The sequence below is a fragment of the Ruegeria sp. CH5 genome, assembly GCF_056537025.1.
Genome location: NZ_JBQFQT010000006.1, coordinates 119,562 through 136,541 on the forward strand (window position 1 = coordinate 119,562; position 16,980 = coordinate 136,541).

Genomic DNA, 16,980 nt, shown 5'->3' on the forward strand with positions numbered 1-16,980 from the left:
CATGACAAAGATACTCACCACCCATGTGGGGTCTCTGCCCCGATCCCAGGAAGTTGTCGACTTCATCTTTGCGCGCGAGCGGCACGAGCCCTATGACGCCGATGCGTTAGACAGTTGCATGACCAAGGCCGTATCTGAAACGGTTCGGCGTCAGGTCGAGGCCGGTGTCGACATCGTCAGCGACGGAGAGACCTCAAAAATCTCGTATGCGACATACGTAAAGGACCGCTACACAGGTTTCTCGGGGGACAGTCCTCGGAATGCCCCCGCGGACCTGAAGATGTTTCCCAGTTTTTTGCAACGTCTTGCCAACGATGGGGGCACACCCCAATACGCCCGGCCGCAATGCACGGGCGACGTTCGCTCGAAAGGCCAGGACGAACTGAACAAGGATATCCGCAACCTCAAGCAGGCAATGGCTGAGCACGGAGTCGAACATGGCTTCATGAACGCCGCCTCGCCCGGGGTGATTTCTTTGTTTCTGCAGAACGCCCACTACCCCAGCCGCGAGGCCTATCTGGCCGCACTCGCGGATGCGATGAAGCAGGAATATGAAACGATCGTCGCAGAGGGACTGGATCTTCAGCTGGACTGCCCCGATCTGGCCCTTTCCCGGCACATGCTGTTCGCTGATCTGTCCGATGCCGAATTCATCGCGATCGCCGAGATGCATGTCGAAGCCCTGAACCACGCGCTGCAGAATGTTCCGCAGGATCGGGTCCGGGTGCATATCTGCTGGGGCAACTACGAAGGCCCGCATTGCTGCGACATTGCGATGGATCAGGTATTCACGACCCTGATGGCAACCAAATCCCGCTATGTTCTGTTCGAAACGTCGAACCCGCGCCACGCCCATGAGTGGACCGTCTTCCGGGATCGCAAGAGCGAAATCCCGGACGACAAGATCCTTGTGCCCGGCGTCGTAGACACGACAACGAATTTCATCGAACACCCCGAGCTGGTGCGGCAACGCATCGAGCGGTTCACCAACATCGTCGGGCCGGATCGGGTCATCGCCGGGAGTGACTGTGGGTTTGGCACTTTTGCCGGCTTCGGTGCGGTCGACCCCGACATCGCCTATGCCAAGCTTGCCTCCCTGGCCGAAGGTGCCGGATTGGCCTCGGTATGACGCCCCTGGTTCTTCTTCCCGGAATGATGTGCGATGCCCGACTGTTCGGGCCGCAAATCGAAGCCCTGTCCGGACGGGTACCGTTGATGACCCATCCGCTGAGCGTCGAAGACAGCGTCGAGGCAATGGCCGCCGATGTATTGAACCACGCGCCGCCGATGTTTGCCCTTGCGGGACTTTCCATGGGCGGGATCGTTGCCATGGAGGTCCTGCGCCAAGCGCCAGAACGTGTTGAACGGCTGGCACTCCTGGACACGAACCCGCTGGCCGAAGCAGACGAGGTCAAAACCCGACGCGGTCCGCAAATGGAGGCCGTGCGCCAAGGTGGATTGCGGCAGGTCATGCGTGAAGAGTTGAAGCCGAACTATCTGGCCGATGGCCCTCGGCAGGGCGCAATTTTGGACCTGTGCATGGCCATGGCAACCGATCTGGGCCCCGAGGTTTTTCTTCGCCAGTCCATCGCACTCATGGGCCGCCCGGATCAAACGGACACCTTGTCCGTTTATCAAGGTCCAAGCCTCGTTCTATGCGGCGAGGATGACAGACTATGTCCGTTGGAGCGGCACGAACTGATGCACAAGCTTCTCGGAAACAGCACGCTGGAGGTCGTAATCGGTGCGGGGCACCTGCCCACCCTTGAGCGACCCCAGGAAACTACAGCGGCGTTGCGCCGTTGGTTGGAGGCTCCATGACACCGTCCCTACTTGCCTTGCTGCGCAAGGTCGACACACCCACAGTCTGCAACGCCATCGAGATGGCCCAGGGCAAGCGCGGGTTTGATCAGTTCACGCGTGGCACGATGTTCTGCTCGGCCCCGTCCGAGGGCGCAATCGTCGGATTTGCCCGTACGGCCAAGATCGCTGCGGTGCAACCGCCCTCCGAAGCGCCGGAAGTCATCAGGCAGCGGCGAATGGACTATTACAGATACATGGCCGAGGCCCCGGCTCCCTCTGTTGCAGTGGTTGAGGATGTCGATTTCCCCTCTTGCATCGGCGCCTATTGGGGCGAAATCAATACGTCTGTGCACAAAGGGTTCGGAATGGCCGGCGCACTCACCAACGGGGTCATGCGGGACCTTGGTGACATGCAGCAAGGATTCCCGGTCATCGCCGGCTCTATCGGGCCCAGCCATGGTTTCGTTCACGTCCGAGAAATCGACACGCCTGTTTCGATCTTCGGCCTGACGGTCAATCCATCGGATCTCATCCATGCGGACCGGCATGGTGCTGTTGTCGTACCTGCTGATCTGATTGATCGGATCGAACACGCCATTCTGAAACTCTTTGAAACCGAACGAATAATTCTGAATGCGGCTTCTGAACCCGGCTTCAACTTCGAGAAATTTGAAGTCGCTTGGGCCGCATTTGAAAAAGCGCGCGTGTAAGGGTGTACGCAGTCTGACTGATCCCTGACGTGGCTCGGCAGTTCGTTTGTCGGTCGTAGCATACGTCTTGGGAGATCCGATCGCGCATATTGCGCGTTTCTTTTCTTTAGTTAGTCGGGGATTGTTGGGTTGGTGCTGAACGAGCGGTTGAGAACGAGCAAAGCCGCCCTTGGGCGGCTCGTTCGGTGTTTTGTTCGGCTGTTTTGGTTGCGGGAGGGTGCAACCACCGATGCCGAACGCAATTGAAATGTCAGGTATAGGCGCGAACCCGACATACTCAACTCGTCATTAAACGTCTGCTCTGCGGACAAAGCGGCTGATGCCATTTCAGCAAAATACCAATGGGTGCACCCATTCAGGACGCTAGAACGTAACTCTGAACCTGATGCTTGCTGTCAGGACGTCGTCAAGTTCAGTCGTTGCCGCCGGATTCTTGACCCATTGAATTGACGGAGTGATGACAAAATTCTGAACCAAGGTCAGGCGGTAAAAGGCTTCTGTCGTGATTTGCTCCCGCAAAGCTGGGTCTGAAGGGTCACCCCAACTTACTCCTATGCCTAGCACATCACTTGCCGCACGGTGCTTGGTATCGAAAGCGATACCCAACCCGGCAGTCACATCCGTTTTCATGATTGATCCGTTGCCGTCGGAATGCCCTGCAATGAAAAACGGGAACCACTTGTCGTCAAATAAGCGGCTGGCAAGGAATGTAACGCCTTTGGATTCCGGTACGCCTTTCGCCACCAATGCGTCTTGATGCCAAAGTTGAAGGCGGACCACATCCCAACGGCGCCTGTCACGCGTGGTAGGCCAGTAGCGAAATTCAATGGATTTGTAAAACTCCCCCTCTTTGATTGTGTCGAACGGGTTTCCTGCTGTTTTAGCATTTGCGTCGTGAATACCGGCGACAACACCGAAGTGAGGAGTAAACTCGTATGCAACTCCACCCCCTATTCCGCGGCCGGGCGATGGCTTGGTTAGGCTGCTCTGCAACGCGAGGTTTTGGAAACCACGCAAGCTGGATGAAAGAGCATGACCATTGTACCAAGATGCGGCGCTTATTTTTCCAAAAACAAAACGAAACCGTCCGTTCGACAGAGATTGACGCCAAGCCAATTCAGTAAGTGCAAATCCAAAATCACTAAACCCTCCCGAAGGGGTCAAGCCTCCGTACTGTGACGCTAAACTTGTTGGAGGAATTGTTGTCCCAAGCGTGGTTCGTTCCTCTAGTCGAAAAGTCAGCAAACCCGGATTACTCGTTCCTCTTCCGACGAGTTCCCAAGACCCTTGCAATTGAAGGCGCGCTGCGGCTGCATCCTTTTCCCCAAGCGTCCTGTTTAATTCTTGGCGCAGGGACTGATAGCTGAATTGTAATTTTAGGCCATACTCATCGTTGACTCGCTTTTTCCAAGCAAACCAAGGAGAAAAGAACTCTTCCACTCTTGGGAAGTTAAGAACCCCATCAACTCGCTGATCATCGATTGCCAGGTCTTCAGTTACACTGTCGCCAGTTTCCAGATCCGCTGAAGGCCCGTACCCTGACAGCGTGTTAGCTTGGCTATTGGACACTCCTTGCGCAAGGGAGGAACCGTTCCAGCAACTAAGAAAAACAAATCCAAGAACGCAAGTCTTTATCAGTGACAGCAGGCGCCCTGTAGCTGAGGCATTCATTGTGAGGTTTTGTCAAACAAGGTATAGTACTGATGCAGATCGTCACCGACCATCTGAACAGGTGCATCTGTACTTGCTTCGACGATTACGCTCTTTTCTGGGGTTATGACCTCGAAACTCCAACCCTCAGCCGGAGCTAGTTGATCAGCAAGATTTCCGGGATCGCCATCCCGCACCTTTGCCCCATATGCATTCAGGACATAGGTATTGCCTTTGTTGTCGACCAATTCATACATTGGCTTCCCAGCTTCGAACACCATGGTCTGCTTCTTGGAACTTGTGAAACCGACATAAGGTTCAGACCCTTCTCCTGCTCCTAGAGCAGATATCGGTAGAGTGGCTGCATACCTCGCATCTATTCCGCCGAATGACTTTTTATCACCCAGTTCAAGCGTCTGTGCGTCCATCGCCCAATACTTTGGACCGTTCAGTTGAGCATTCTTGGCGTCATTCTCTTTGGCGAGAGCAGTGACATCTAGCGACTCCCATTTGTCTTCTGAACAATCACTCGACCCTGTTGTGTTATAGATCACCACCCGGTCATCGTAGATCAAAAGAAACTCACAATACCGCATTCCACGAATGTCTTTGATAGTGAAATCTTCCAAAACTTGTTCCGCGCTGGCAGAAATCGCGAGTGTTGAGACACAAAGAACTGCTGCCATAACAGGCTTGAGTGGCGGTTCGAACAGGCGACTTGAAAAGCTGAAAACCATATCTTTCTCCTCCCTTTCTCGTCACTAAGACCAGAGAACAATAGCATGTTTGAATGCAGATAGGCTTGATATCGATCAATAGGTTCAGAGAGGGGAGATTGAGTTAGTCGTTTAAATCTACCCGGAGGCTTTCACTCTTTCCCTATTACGTACGTCAGTTATGGGCTCAAGGCAGACGTTCGCTCACCTACGCTCAATGACTGCATTGCGGACATAGGGTGAATTCGCTGCGTTTCCGTTAGAGGCTGCTTTCGCGCGATTTCCGGACCTTAACTTTGGATTGCACACAAGTTGCACGCCTTCGGTGGTTACGACCCTGATCTAGCGAGAAAGTCTGTCCGCTCCTCCATCGGCGCCAGCACACCATGGTAGGCCTGAAAACCGTTGTCCACTATCACTTGGGTCTACGGACGGCCGCATGAACCTCAAACTTTTTGGGGAAGAATGCAATTGTAAACGGCTTACCGCCGTGTGACGCTTGAATTGTTGGTATCTGATTTGAATGGGGTCATCCGATGCTCAGATTTGGCTTGGTTTGCGCAATGGGGCTAGCGGCCTTTCAGGCGTTTGCTCAGGACATCAACCCGACCAGAGATGAGGTTGAGGGTCTGGGAAGTTCCTACTCTCCCTATGTCGACAAGAACATGCGCAAAAGTGGGTTTGCCGAAAACCTCTATTGGGGTGACACGCATCTACACACGTCCGTTTCCGGCGATGCCGGTCTTTTGGGCACGTACCTCGATCCGGAGGACGCCTATCGTTTCGCTCGCGGAGAAGAGGTTACCACCAACACCGGGCAGCGTGCAAAACTTGTGCGACCGCTCGACTTTCTCGTGGTGGCGGATCACGCGGAAAACCTTGGCATGGCACCGATGCTGGCCGAGGCGAATGCCGACCTTCTGAAAACCGAATGGGGCCGGCAATTCTACGACCTGATCGAAGGCGGCGATCCCTATCGCGCCTATCAACTTTGGACCTTCGAGGGATTGGCGAAGCAAGTAGACCTGATCGATGATCCAGTTATAGCGCAATCGGCATGGCAACGTCAGTTGGACTATGCGGCGCAATTCAATGACCCCGGCACCTTTTCTGCGCTGATCGGCTTTGAATGGACGATGAGCGGCACCTTTGAGGAACCGGGCAACCTGCATCGGGTCGTGATCTTCCGGGATGATGAGGACAAGGCCGGTCAGGTCATTCCGTTTTCGCTGTTCGACAGTGACGATGTCGAAGATCTCTGGGCGTATATGCAAGCCTATGAGGACGGCACAGGCGGGGATGTTCTGGCCATCCCGCATAATGGAAACCTCTCCAACGGCCGCATGTTTTCTCTGATGCGCCAGAACGGCGAACCGATCGATGCCGACTATGCGGCGACACGGCAACGCTGGGAGCCGGTGGTCGAGACGACACAGACGAAGGGCGACAGCGAGACGCATCCCTTCCTGTCGCCCGATGATGAATTCGCCGACTATGGCACCTGGGACAAGGCAGATCTCGGCGGGGTCGAAATCAAGACCCCGGAAATGCTGCCGTATGAATATACCCGTTCGGCGCTGCAGATCGGTCTTCAGGTCGAGCAGGACATCGGCATGAACCCGTTCAAGTACGGGATGATCGGAGCGTCGGATAGTCACACCGGTCTCTCAACCACCCGCGAAGAGAATTTTTTCGGCAAAACCAACTATACCGAACCTGCGCCGGATCGATGGGATCATGCCATCATCGAGGCGTTGCTTGGCGACGATGAGCTGACAACATATCAATATGAAATTCTGGCGTCAGGACTGGCCGGTGTCTGGGCGCACGAAAACACGCGCGCGGCGTTGTTCGACGCCATCGAGCGGCGCGAGGTGTATGCGACGACCGGAAACCGTATGACGGTGCGGTTCTTCGGCGGTTGGGAGTATGAACCCGACGATGCCAATCGACCCGACGTTATCGAGATAGGGTATCAAAAGGGCGTGCCTATGGGCGGCGATCTGCCAGAGGCACCAGAAGGCGCCGAGGCCCCGGTATTTATGGTCGGTGCGCTGAAGGACGCATGGTCGGGCAACCTCGACCGCATCCAGATCGTCAAGGGATGGGTGGACGCGACCGGCGAACGCCAGGAACGAATTTATGACGTGGCGGTATCGGATGGACGCACGATCAACGACGATGGTCGTGCGACGAAACCGGTTGGGACGACAGTAGACGAAGCAGCCGCGACTTGGATCAACAGCATAGGAGCGCCGGAATTGCGTGCGGTCTGGACTGACCCGGACTTCGATCCGATGCAACCGGCGGTATACTACGCCCGTGTTCTGGAGATACCGACGCCGACTTGGATGGCCTATGACGAAGCCCGGTACGGCATTGCCATGGGCGCGGAAGGTATTCTGCGAAGCCATCAAGAGCGCGCCTATACGTCGCCGATCTGGTACACGCCGCGGTGAGGTACAGACCTGCCGCAGAAACCGGGGTATTCTGATCGGCGATGGTCGGACCCAGTCACCTTCGCGGCTCGACCCTCGTGTTACGGTTGCTACCAAGAAACATTGCCAAGGGAGATGCCAATGATCTCGAGAAGAAACCTCCTCCTGTCGGGAGCATCGTCTCTTGCCTGTGCGACGGCAGTCAAAAAGACTGCGGCGCAGGTCTCCGATATCCGGCAGGTCATGATGACCACAGATGGGCTGGGCCTTGCCGAACTGGTGAAGGCCGGCGAGGTCTCTCCGGCGGAACTGTGCGAAGCCGCTGTCGATACGGCGCTTGCATTGGGGGGCCGGCTCAATGCGATCACCACGCCGATGTACGAGCAGGCTGTGTCCAAGGCGGCTAGTATGCGGCGGCAAGGACCCTTTGCGGGAGTACCGTTCGTCGTCAAGGACAACCTTGATATTGCGGGGCAGTACACGACCCACGGCTCACGCGTCTACCACGATAGCTACCAAACGCGTTCCGCGCCGCTGGCACTGGCCTATGAGGCTTCAGGTCTTAACCTGATGGGCAAGACCAACATGCCCGAGGTCGGTGCCCTGCCGGTGACCGAAGGGCAGTTGCTTGGTGCCGGCCGAAACCCGTGGAACCTCGATCATTCGCCAGGCGGGTCAAGCGGTGGCTCTGCGGCGGCCGTTGCCGCCGGAATCGTCCCGATCGCACATGCCAGCGATGGTGGAGGATCGATCCGGATCCCGGCCGCGTGCTGCGGTCTGTTTGGCTTGAAGCCCAGTCGGCGGCGCATGTTGTGGGGATCGAGCGATCAAACAACCTTTGCCGCCGACAACTGCGTCAGCCGGTCTGTCCGCGACAGTGCCATGCTGTTTGCGTTGGGTCAGGATAGGTCTCCAACGGCGGCTTTCCGGCCGATCCCATTCATCGAAGGCCCTTCGACCGAGCGTCTGACTATCGGTTTTGACTTACGCAACTACTATGGCGAATTGCCTGAGCCGGCAGTGCAGCGCGCCATAGAAGCAACGGCGCAGCTTTGCGAAGACCTTGGACACACCATCGTCGAGACCCGGAGCCCGGTGACCGAAGAATTCGAGCTGCGGTTCAACCAGATATTCGGTTTTCGGATGGTGGGTCTCGCAGATGCTGCGGCGGCCAAGGCGGGCAGACCGCCGTCCGAGACCGGATTGCTGGATAAGTTCGTGCAACAATGGGCCGAGACCGCGCGCCGGTTCACCGCCGAAGATGTGGAGCGAGCAAACGCCTATATGGTCGCGCTTGGTGCAGAGTATGATGAGTGGCTGTCCACCATGGATGTCTTCCTGTCGCCTGTGATGGCGGGGACGGCCCCGCGGATCGGAGAGTTCTTCGATCCAACCGTGCCGTTTGACGAAATGTTCGAGCGCATCACCAGTTTCACGTCCTTCACTCCCGTTCAGAATGCAATCGGCCTTCCGGGGATGTCCGTCCCAGCGGGGCTGAGCGAGGAGGGCCTGCCAATTGGGAGCCACTTTGTGGCGAAAGCCGGACGCGAGGACCTCCTTTTTGCCCTTGCCTACGAACTGGAGCAGGCGAAGCGCTGGTGGGAGCCGTGGGCACCAAATTCCCTGGCGTCGCTGTGAGGCATTGAACAGGAGCTGGGTTCGGATGCAATCTCGCTATTGATGTCGATGACCGTAGTTCTGCTTTTCTTATTGCCGAAGCAGCGCCTAGGTCGGGTAGGTTCGTGAACTGGCCCTGCCAGCGGCTCGCCCCAAGTAATCATGTAAGAGCGCCGAATAGACCCATCCCTGCTTGCTGATCGGATTGCCCGCGACACAGTGTGAAATCGTGCGATCGAAACGTGAACATGCGCCGCAAACGAGCTACGCAATATTCACTATCCATCGCGGGAAAATTCACATGTCCTTTTTTACGGCAATTTTGCCCGGCTTCGCGGCCGTCGGTGCAAACTGCAGCATTCGGTAGTTTGGGCTCCGAGCTGCCTTTCTCTGCAGTAGTCATAATTGACCGCTCGCAGCCCAAAGCAGACACGGCGTTTCCGCACTTCGGCTGAGTTATTGGGTTGGAAGTCGTGTTGGTGAGCAGTTGCGCTTCACACTCGAAACTACCCCGGCTATCTTGTTGCTTCGAGCAATAAATACATCGAGATATAGATGGCGCTGGACGTCCTACACTATTACTGCGATTGCAGCAGCTACGCAGGTGACAACAAATATGCCGTCGTAGGTGGGATAGCAGTAAAAGCTCACATGGTCGAAGTTCTGAACGCCCAAATTCAGTCGTTGAAGGATGGGGTTGGAATGAAGAGTGAATTCAAATGGAGCGAATATCGTGGCGGTCGAAAGAAGGCCACTTACGAGGCGCTGGTGGATCTGTTCTATCAAGCGATTGATCTTCACTACCTGCACTTCCACACGATGATTGTCGACTTCGACGAGTTTGATCACCATCGGAAGGGACGTGGTGCTCCACATCTGTCGATAAACAAGATGTACTATCAGCTTATGCTTCACGAGGTTTGTAGACGGTACGGTGATAGATGGAGGATTGTTATGTTCCCAGATCATGGCCCGGATTCAGATCAAATTGGCGAGTTCAGGAATGGCATCTGTGCGAATTCATATAAGAGATAAAGTGCAAAGCCAAACTGTCTGCGTGAAATCCACCCAACGGCCTCAAAGAAAGTCAACTTGCTGCAAATGACGGATGTCATCATCGGAGCAATGGCTGCACACAGAGAGAACAGGGTTGTCAAAGCGGTGAAGGCGGAATTGCGGGAATATGTGATGGCTAAGAGCCCTGTGCCAGACTTATCTGTCGACACACCTAGAGACGAGCGGCAGTTCTCAATATGGAACTTCAACTGTTAGATAGTCACACACGCGACAGCCTATCGGTCCTCCCGAGAAGACCGGTCTGGCCGGCCGTTTCGGCTGTCGCGAGCTGATTTTAGCATACTATGCACAGCTTAACATTCAAGGAATCTATTGCCAAAGCTCAAAATTGTGTTCGAAATACGGTGCAATATCCACTTCGCGAAAGCCGTAGCGCCGACGATCTGTGCCAAGGGTAGACTTGGCCAATAGTCATAGATAGCAAAGCCCATCTGCTGCGAATACCACACTTGTGCGACATGCCACTCAGCGGTTCACCTATCACCGCAAACTGACAGGAACCATAACGGAAACTGCCGAAGTTATAGCCAAGACGTCGGCTTTCAGAACTTTCAATATGACAATCGTTTCCACGATGTCCAAACGACGCTCTGCCAATTCATACTTTCCAACGTAAGATGGTGGCTTGCCCAACAATTTGGCCAACCCTGCTTGTGAAAGCCCCGCCTCCTGCCTGAGCCTGACGAGTTCGCTCAGCAGGAATTGATAGGCCTCTGTTCTTACGGCACCCGCCACTGCTCATGACCTCAAAAGTGTGGACACAAGCAGCTACCCCTGTTATGGGATTAACCCCAAATTGGGGGTATACAATACCTACTACACCCATGATTATTCGCAGTTTTTTGTGATACCATACGAACGGAGACCAACATGACCTTTGACCCACGCGCCCCAAAACCTCCCTTCGACTTTGTGCCCCGCAAACGAACTCCACCGGTGGACAAATCCAAACTCTACGGACGGTTTTTCAGCGACATGGCTAGTTGTCAAAAACTGCGCGATGACATCCGCGACCGGGCTGCGTACCTACACTGTGTTGGTCACCTGCCGTCGCATTTGCGGCCACGCGCCAACCAAATTCTGCTTCAGATATCGGAGTATTTCCGCCGCCCCACCAGCTTGGATGGTCGGTTAGGTGAACGTCGGTTGAAGGAAGACGCGATCCGGGATTTGAAGATCAATGACCACGATATGGTTATAGAAGTCCGCGAACGTGTGAGCCAAGGCTACCGAATCCAGCACAGTCGCGGTCTTGGAACACGTTGCGGATTCAGCAAGGTGTTCATGTTCAAAAACTACCCGGATCAAATGATGGCCGAAAAGATCACCGTCACCCTGTCGGGCGCAGTTAAGCGCGGTTGGGACTGAGACTACTGCAGGATCTCCGGACGAGATCGGGGCCGGGTTGACACATATCGGCGTTAGCCGACTGGAGTGGCCTCGTCGCTTGTCAGAGAGAGGAGGTATCCAGGCACTCACCCGGCACCCTTGCGCATGAAGGTATCACGTGCGGATAACCACCCCAAGCTCAAACAGATAAAAATACATATTTTCATTAACTTACACATGCAGAAGCCCGGCCTGATCTCTGAGTCGGTAATCGTGGAGTAACCACGCCGTGCTGCCCTTGACAGGCAAGCAACGGTTCATAGGTTAAGAGAACTATCAACCCACCAGCCGTGATGGCTGAGCCGCCAATATTGGGATTGGACAGAACGGCTCTTCGTTCTCGACGCACTCGATGGCAATGATCCTGATCTCGTTTGAGGTCAGTGTTTTGTCGTCTGGAGTGCACTCCTAAGCCAAAACATCGCGATCATTGCTTCGAGCGGTTCCTTTTAAAAGGAACGTATCGATGACGTGTTCGTCTTCTGCTCCCACGGGCAATTTGCCCAGTTTTGATATCCCCGAACCTCTGATCAGCCTTGTGCGCCTGTTGGCACGCGAAGCGGCACGCACTGACTTTGCGACGCGTTGCAACGGTGAAGACCCGGAGGTGGATCATGGTTGATCTGCCGATCACAGAGGATGCCGCCTATCTTAGCGTGCGCGATGTCGCTGCGCTGTTCCGCATCAGCACCAAGACCGTTCGCCGCTGGATCAAATCCGGCGAACTGCCCGCAACTCGGTTGGGCCGCGATTGGCGCATTGCGCGCAGCGACCTGTACGCCCTTGCCAAACAACGCTGCAATCAGGCTGCGGCTCATGTTCTCTAAAGCCCTAAAATTCATCGGCTTTTTCGGCATTCGGGAAAACGGGGGCATGGATTTTGGCTATAAATTCACACCCTTGTTTTCCCGAATGTCCGCAAGAGGGCCGCCGTGGGTCTGAATGTACTCGTCTGTCCCCTTTTGTCCCCAATTTCAAAACCGAAGAGGTTTATCATGACACATCACCAAGAGATCCAGCTACCAACAACGCTGGCCGAGGTTCTGGACGTTCTGAAGTCCAATCCAGACCCCGACAAGAAACGTCAACAGTCCAAAATGTCCGCGATTTCGCGCATCAGTAAATATATGAACCGTCCTCCGTCGGATATTCCGACTAACATCCCGCAACTGCGCAAACTGCTGGCGTCGTTGCATCCCGCCGCCTGCGGGGTGAAGCCCAACACCCTCAGCACCACCAAAAGCGATCTGGCAAGCGCATTGCGCGCGGTCGGGGTGTTGCAGGATGTTGAAAGCAAATCTGAACTGACGCCCGAGTGGGGCACGTTTCTCAAGGCCGTGCGGTCCACCCACCAGGTTTGGGGGTTGATGCGGTTTGCACGCTTTTGCAGTGCCCGGTCGATCCCGCCCGCGGACGTCGACCATAATGTGGTTCAGGCGTTTCAGACGGCTCTCGACGCAGTGCTGCTGAAGAATGAACCGGCCAAGCACATTCAATCCATGATCGATACATGGAACCATGTGATTGGCAAACACGTTCTTGATCTTCCCCGGTTGGACCGTTTGCCGTCTGATCGGTACCTAGCTCGCTCGCTGACGGAGTACCCGGAGAGCCTTCAAACGGAGATCGTGGCCTATATCGACCGTTTGGCTCAGCGTGATCTGTTCAGCGATGACGGGCCTGACAAACCGCTGCGCGAGACTAGCTTGCGCAACACCGAAGCGCATCTGCGCCAATTGCTGGACGCGCTGGTAACTTCAGGGCAACGCCCGGTAGAGTTCACCAACCTTTCTGTGTTGGTTACGGCGCACAACCTCAAAACAGCCTTCCGGACGATCATGGACCGGCTTGGGACCGATGGTCTGCCGTCCGGACTGAGCAATGTTGCGGCAACCTGTATCGCCATTGCACGTCACCACCTGAACGCGCCGGAGGATACCATCAAAGCGCTCAAAGACATTCACAAACGCGTTGCAACCAGTCCACGCGGTATGAGCCCCAAAAACGCCGAGCGCCTCGCTCAGTTCAACGACTGGGAGAATGTCGCTCTGTTGCTTGGCCTTCCGGATACGTTGATGGCACGGGCGGATGACAATCCGACCCGTCGTGACAGCGCTCTGGCGGCGATGCACGCGGCAGCACTGGCCATCCTCTTGAGCTGTCCCATGCGCATCAAAAACCTCGCGGACCTTGACTTGGACAAACATTTGATCCCTGCACGCTCGGGCACGCACACCTATTATTCCATTCGTATCGAAGGGATTGAGGTCAAGAATGGCGAGCCGATTGAGGTCAAACTGAATGCCCGCAGTTCTAAGCTGGTGCACCGTTACATCATGCAATTCCGATCACAGGTGTCGCAAGCGAATGGCCGCGCCCTGTTCCCGCGCAGCAGCGACGGGAAGTCTCGAGCGCCCAGCAATTTTGGTAGCGAACTTACCCAGCGGGTCTATCGGGAAACAGGATTGAAGGTTCACCCGCATCTGTTCCGCCACATCGCAGCCAAACTGTACCTCAAAGAACGCCCCGGTGATTTTGAGACCGTGCGCCGCCTGCTCAAGCACAAGCGGCTCCAAACGACGATGGATTTCTACGCATCGCTCAGCAACCAATGGGCACACGACCACTATGATGAGGTGGTTCTTTCGAAGTTCCGGGGGACGTCCGATGACTAACCCCATTCCTCTTGTTCTTCTTTATCAAAATTGGCCCCAGGCGGATAAAACCGCCTGGGAGGCCCTGTTCGCGGAAGGTGACATCTTTGACGGTACAGGCCTCTGTACGAGCTGGTCCGAAGGCAGCCGCACCAAACGTCGCCAGAGCTACGGATACTGGCTGTCATGGATAAAGCGTCATCTGCCTGCCCTTTTGGATCAATCCCCGACGGATCGAATTACCAAGAATGCCGTACGGGGATATTTCGAAGAGGCAGAAGTCCGCGTAAACGCTATGACGCTCAAAAACATGATTTGTGATCTGTATGTGATTGCAAAGGCCATGGAGCCGTCAGGAGACTGGGACTGGCTAAACAAACTGTCCAACCGTTTGATACATCTGGCCGACCGCAAAAGCCTGCCCAAGCCGATCCCGGTGACTGCCGATGAAGTTTTCGTCAAAAGCGTGCAATGGCTCCAAGACGTAGAGGTTGATCAATCCCTCAATGACATCAAGCGCGCGATCCACTTTCGCGCAGGCCTGATGATCGCCTTTCTGATCTCACGGCCTCTGCGTCGTCGCTCTTTGCTGGCGCTGACAACGGATCAGCATCTGCGCAAAACCTCCGAAGGGTTTGAGCTTCATCTTTCGGCTGAGGACACAAAAGACAAAAAAGAGCGCTGGTTTCCTCTACCCAAGGTTCTGGTTCAGCCAATGGTGTCTTATTTGGACATCCATCGTCCGGCCCTACTTGGCTCTAAGACATCCAATGCGCTCTGGATCAGCCAATATGGAGACCCGATCACACCAGATGGCCTCTCTCGTGAGTTGCCGAAAGTGGCACAGCGGCTGCTCGGTGTTGAGTTACGAACGCACAAGTTTCGGCACATTGCGGCAACCACCATCGCTGAGACAGACCCGGAAAATGTCAACATCATCCGGGATATCCTTGGGCACGCGACGTTGGACATGTCCCAGAAACACTACAACCGTGCCACCGGACTATCCGCTTGTGACGATTACCAGTCTTTGTTGGAAGCAAAGATGAAGACCTTGGGTGGCAAACGTTCGGCAATCGCGCCCAAACGCCGATAATGTAATTGGTTATCTATTTGTGATTTATGCCTTTTCCATTGCAACGGGTTGCAATCGAAAGTGGCAGACACGGCCCAATCCATGCCTATAATGGGTTGGGCCAACTTGTTTCTCTGTTCGAAAGGCCCGACACATGCGCGCCGCTATCTACGCCCGCTATTCCACTGATCTTCAAAGTGATGCCTCCATAGAAGACCAGCATCGACTGTGTCTACGCCTCATCAATGGTAACGGCTGGCAGGAGACGCAAACTTATTCCGACCGGGGAGTCAGCGGTGCGTCGCATCTCCGCCCCGGCTACCAGCAACTGTTGGAAGACGCACGCTCCAATGTGTTCGATGTCGTCGTGGCTGAAGGTCTCGACCGCATCAGCCGCGATCAGGAACACATCGCGGCCTTCTTCAAGCAGATGCGGTTTCAGGGCATCCCGATTATCACCGTAGCTGAAGGTGAGATTTCAGAACTTCACATCGGTCTCAAAGGCACCATGAGCAGCCTGTTCCTGAAAGACTTGGCTCAAAAGACCCATCGCGGGCTGGAGGGGCGCGTGCGCAAAGGTAAATCAGCCGGTGGCGTCACCTACGGCTATGACGTTGTGCGAGACATCGGCGCAGACGGGTCTATCACCACAGGGGACCGCCGGATCAATGAGGATCAGTCTGAGGTCGTCCGACGCATCTTCCGTGACTACAGCCATGGTCTTAGCCCACGTGCCATCGCTGCCAAACTGAACGAAGAGGGCATTCCCGGACCGCGCGGCACGTGGGGGGCATCAACAATCTACGGCAATCACCAACGCGGCACCGGCATCTTGAACAACGAACTTTACATCGGGCGGCTAGTCTGGAACCGGCAGCGTTTCATCAAAGATCCAAACACCGGAAAGCGACAAGCCCGACCGAACCCACCCGAAGACTGGGTGATCGAAGACGTTCCCGATCTACGGATCATGCCCGATGACCTGTGGAACGCGGTAAAGGCGCGGCAGGAAAAGACGCGCAACGCCGCGATCAGCGATGGTATCAAGAAGCTGGGCCGCACCAAGCGGGCACGGCATCTGTTTTCGGGTATGCTGACCTGTGGATGTTGTGGCGGCGGCATCATCCAAATTGGAAAGCAGTATTACGGGTGCTCCACTCAACGGAACAAAGGCACCTGCGGCAACCGCCTCACTATCAAACGCGCGGACCTAGAAGATCGCGTTCTCTCCGGGCTCAAGGAACAGTTGTTGCACCCCGATCTGATTGCGGAATTCGCCAAAGCCTATCAAGAGGAATACAACCGTCTTGCAGGGTCCATTCAACAGGAACGGAGTAACGCGACACGTGATCTGGCGCAGATCGAGCGAAAGATCGCACATCTCATAGACGCCATCAGCGATGGCATGTTTCACGCCAGCATGAAGGATAAGCTGACAGCGTTGGAGGTTCGCAAATCGGAACTCGAAGCCTTGATCGCCTCCGCCTCTGATGAACCACCGGTTTTGCTGCATCCCGGATTGTCCGATGTGTATCGCGAACAAGTCGCCAATTTGACCACGGCATTGCGCGATCCCTCTTCGCAAGCTGAGGCAACATCCATCATTCGCAGCCTTATTTCAGAGATCAGGTTGATCCCCGAGGATGGGAAGTATGCGATTGAACTTGTTGGGGAACTAGCAGGATTGCTTGCGTTGGGCGTATCCCAGAATGAACAAAACCGCCCTGAGGCGGCTTGCTCGACATTTTGTTCGAGCCAAGTGGTTGCGGGAGCAGGATTTGAACCTGCGACCTTCAGGTTATGAGCCTGACGAGCTACCGGGCTGCTCCATCCCGCGACACTTTGGGTTGG

15 protein-coding genes, 1 tRNA gene and 2 pseudogenes are annotated in these 16,980 nt (G+C 55.3%); 12 read left to right on the forward strand and 6 right to left on the reverse strand.

Translation table 11 applies throughout. The features are described from left to right. Position 1: 1 nt before the first annotated feature. From ACR0JC_RS17550 to ACR0JC_RS17560, 3 genes are read left to right on the forward strand one after another with little or no spacing between them, the layout of a single operon-like run. Positions 2–1,129, forward strand: a complete 1,128-nt coding sequence (locus ACR0JC_RS17550; protein WP_480763999.1) for a cobalamin-independent methionine synthase II family protein — start codon at positions 2–4, stop codon at positions 1,127–1,129. After that, on the forward strand, positions 1,126–1,821 hold the full coding sequence (locus ACR0JC_RS17555) for an alpha/beta fold hydrolase (RefSeq protein WP_170343341.1): 696 nt from the start codon (positions 1,126–1,128) through the stop codon (positions 1,819–1,821). Before ACR0JC_RS17550 ends, ACR0JC_RS17555 begins: the two co-directional genes overlap by 4 nt. Further along, complete coding sequence (locus tag ACR0JC_RS17560) at positions 1,818–2,513, forward strand: RraA family protein (protein ID WP_170343340.1); 696 nt, start codon at positions 1,818–1,820, stop codon at positions 2,511–2,513. The genes ACR0JC_RS17555 and ACR0JC_RS17560 overlap by 4 nt, the downstream gene beginning before the upstream one ends. 363 nt (positions 2,514–2,876) lie before the next feature. On the opposite strand, the gene ACR0JC_RS17565 is transcribed toward ACR0JC_RS17560, so the two are convergent. Next, a complete protein-coding gene (locus ACR0JC_RS17565) occupies positions 2,877–4,184 on the reverse strand; it encodes a carbohydrate porin (RefSeq protein WP_480633536.1) in 1,308 nt (435 codons plus the stop codon). Next, complete coding sequence (locus ACR0JC_RS17570; RefSeq protein ID WP_480633537.1) at positions 4,181–4,900, reverse strand: hypothetical protein; 720 nt, start codon at positions 4,898–4,900, stop codon at positions 4,181–4,183. Before ACR0JC_RS17570 ends, ACR0JC_RS17565 begins: the two co-directional genes overlap by 4 nt. Before the next feature lie 542 nt (positions 4,901–5,442). Between ACR0JC_RS17570 and ACR0JC_RS17575 the strand changes: the two genes are divergently transcribed. The 3 genes from ACR0JC_RS17575 (at position 5,443) to ACR0JC_RS17585 (ending at position 9,969) form a co-directional block, all read left to right on the forward strand. After that, positions 5,443–7,338, forward strand: a complete 1,896-nt coding sequence (locus tag ACR0JC_RS17575) for a DUF3604 domain-containing protein (protein WP_480764000.1) — start codon at positions 5,443–5,445, stop codon at positions 7,336–7,338. A gap of 120 nt (positions 7,339–7,458) precedes the next feature. Beyond that, positions 7,459–8,955 carry an amidase family protein gene (locus ACR0JC_RS17580; protein WP_480764001.1) on the forward strand — a complete coding sequence of 499 codons (1,497 nt, stop codon included), beginning with the start codon at positions 7,459–7,461 and terminating at the stop codon, positions 8,953–8,955. Between the two features lie 534 nt (positions 8,956–9,489). Continuing rightward, positions 9,490–9,969, forward strand: coding sequence for a hypothetical protein (locus ACR0JC_RS17585; RefSeq protein ID WP_480633540.1), 480 nt, complete (start codon positions 9,490–9,492; stop codon positions 9,967–9,969). A 522-nt stretch (positions 9,970–10,491) separates the two neighbouring features. Here ACR0JC_RS17585 and ACR0JC_RS17590 read toward each other — a convergent pair. Then, positions 10,492–10,746 carry a helix-turn-helix domain-containing protein gene (locus tag ACR0JC_RS17590; RefSeq protein ID WP_170417265.1) on the reverse strand — a complete coding sequence of 85 codons (255 nt, stop codon included), beginning with the start codon at positions 10,744–10,746 and terminating at the stop codon, positions 10,492–10,494. Between the two features lie 135 nt (positions 10,747–10,881). On the opposite strand from ACR0JC_RS17590, the gene ACR0JC_RS17595 reads away from it, so the two are divergent. The 5 genes and pseudogenes from ACR0JC_RS17595 to ACR0JC_RS17615 all read left to right on the forward strand — a co-directional run. After that, positions 10,882–11,379 carry a hypothetical protein gene (locus ACR0JC_RS17595; protein ID WP_170417262.1) on the forward strand — a complete coding sequence of 166 codons (498 nt, stop codon included), beginning with the start codon at positions 10,882–10,884 and terminating at the stop codon, positions 11,377–11,379. Between the two features lie 614 nt (positions 11,380–11,993). Then, positions 11,994–12,227, forward strand: coding sequence for a helix-turn-helix domain-containing protein (locus ACR0JC_RS17600; RefSeq protein WP_437342554.1), 234 nt, complete (start codon positions 11,994–11,996; stop codon positions 12,225–12,227). 168 nt (positions 12,228–12,395) lie between these two features. Beyond that, positions 12,396–14,075: a tyrosine-type recombinase/integrase gene (locus ACR0JC_RS17605; RefSeq protein ID WP_480633541.1), complete on the forward strand. Its 1,680-nt coding sequence runs from the start codon at positions 12,396–12,398 to the stop codon at positions 14,073–14,075. After that, entirely contained in the window at positions 14,068–15,150 is a 1,083-nt protein-coding gene (locus ACR0JC_RS17610) for a tyrosine-type recombinase/integrase (RefSeq protein ID WP_480633542.1), read from the forward strand. Before ACR0JC_RS17605 ends, ACR0JC_RS17610 begins: the two co-directional genes overlap by 8 nt. Before the next feature lie 133 nt (positions 15,151–15,283). Next, positions 15,284–15,700, forward strand: a pseudogene (locus ACR0JC_RS17615) (recombinase family protein); the annotation flags it as partial. A 12-nt stretch (positions 15,701–15,712) separates the two neighbouring features. Here ACR0JC_RS17615 and ACR0JC_RS17620 read toward each other — a convergent pair. Beyond that, positions 15,713–15,847 carry a hypothetical protein gene (locus ACR0JC_RS17620; RefSeq protein ID WP_480633543.1) on the reverse strand — a complete coding sequence of 45 codons (135 nt, stop codon included), beginning with the start codon at positions 15,845–15,847 and terminating at the stop codon, positions 15,713–15,715. Between ACR0JC_RS17620 and ACR0JC_RS17625 the strand changes: the two are divergent. Further along, positions 15,827–16,306: pseudogene (locus tag ACR0JC_RS17625) on the forward strand (recombinase family protein); the annotation flags it as partial. The gene ACR0JC_RS17620 and the pseudogene ACR0JC_RS17625 overlap by 21 nt on opposite strands. Positions 16,307–16,339: 33 nt before the next feature. Here the strand turns inward: ACR0JC_RS17625 and ACR0JC_RS17630 are convergent. Beyond that, positions 16,340–16,543: a hypothetical protein gene (locus tag ACR0JC_RS17630; RefSeq protein WP_480656856.1), complete on the reverse strand. Its 204-nt coding sequence runs from the start codon at positions 16,541–16,543 to the stop codon at positions 16,340–16,342. Positions 16,544–16,889: 346 nt separating this feature from the next. Then, positions 16,890–16,966, reverse strand: a tRNA-Met gene (locus tag ACR0JC_RS17635). Positions 16,967–16,980: the final 14 nt, after the last annotated feature.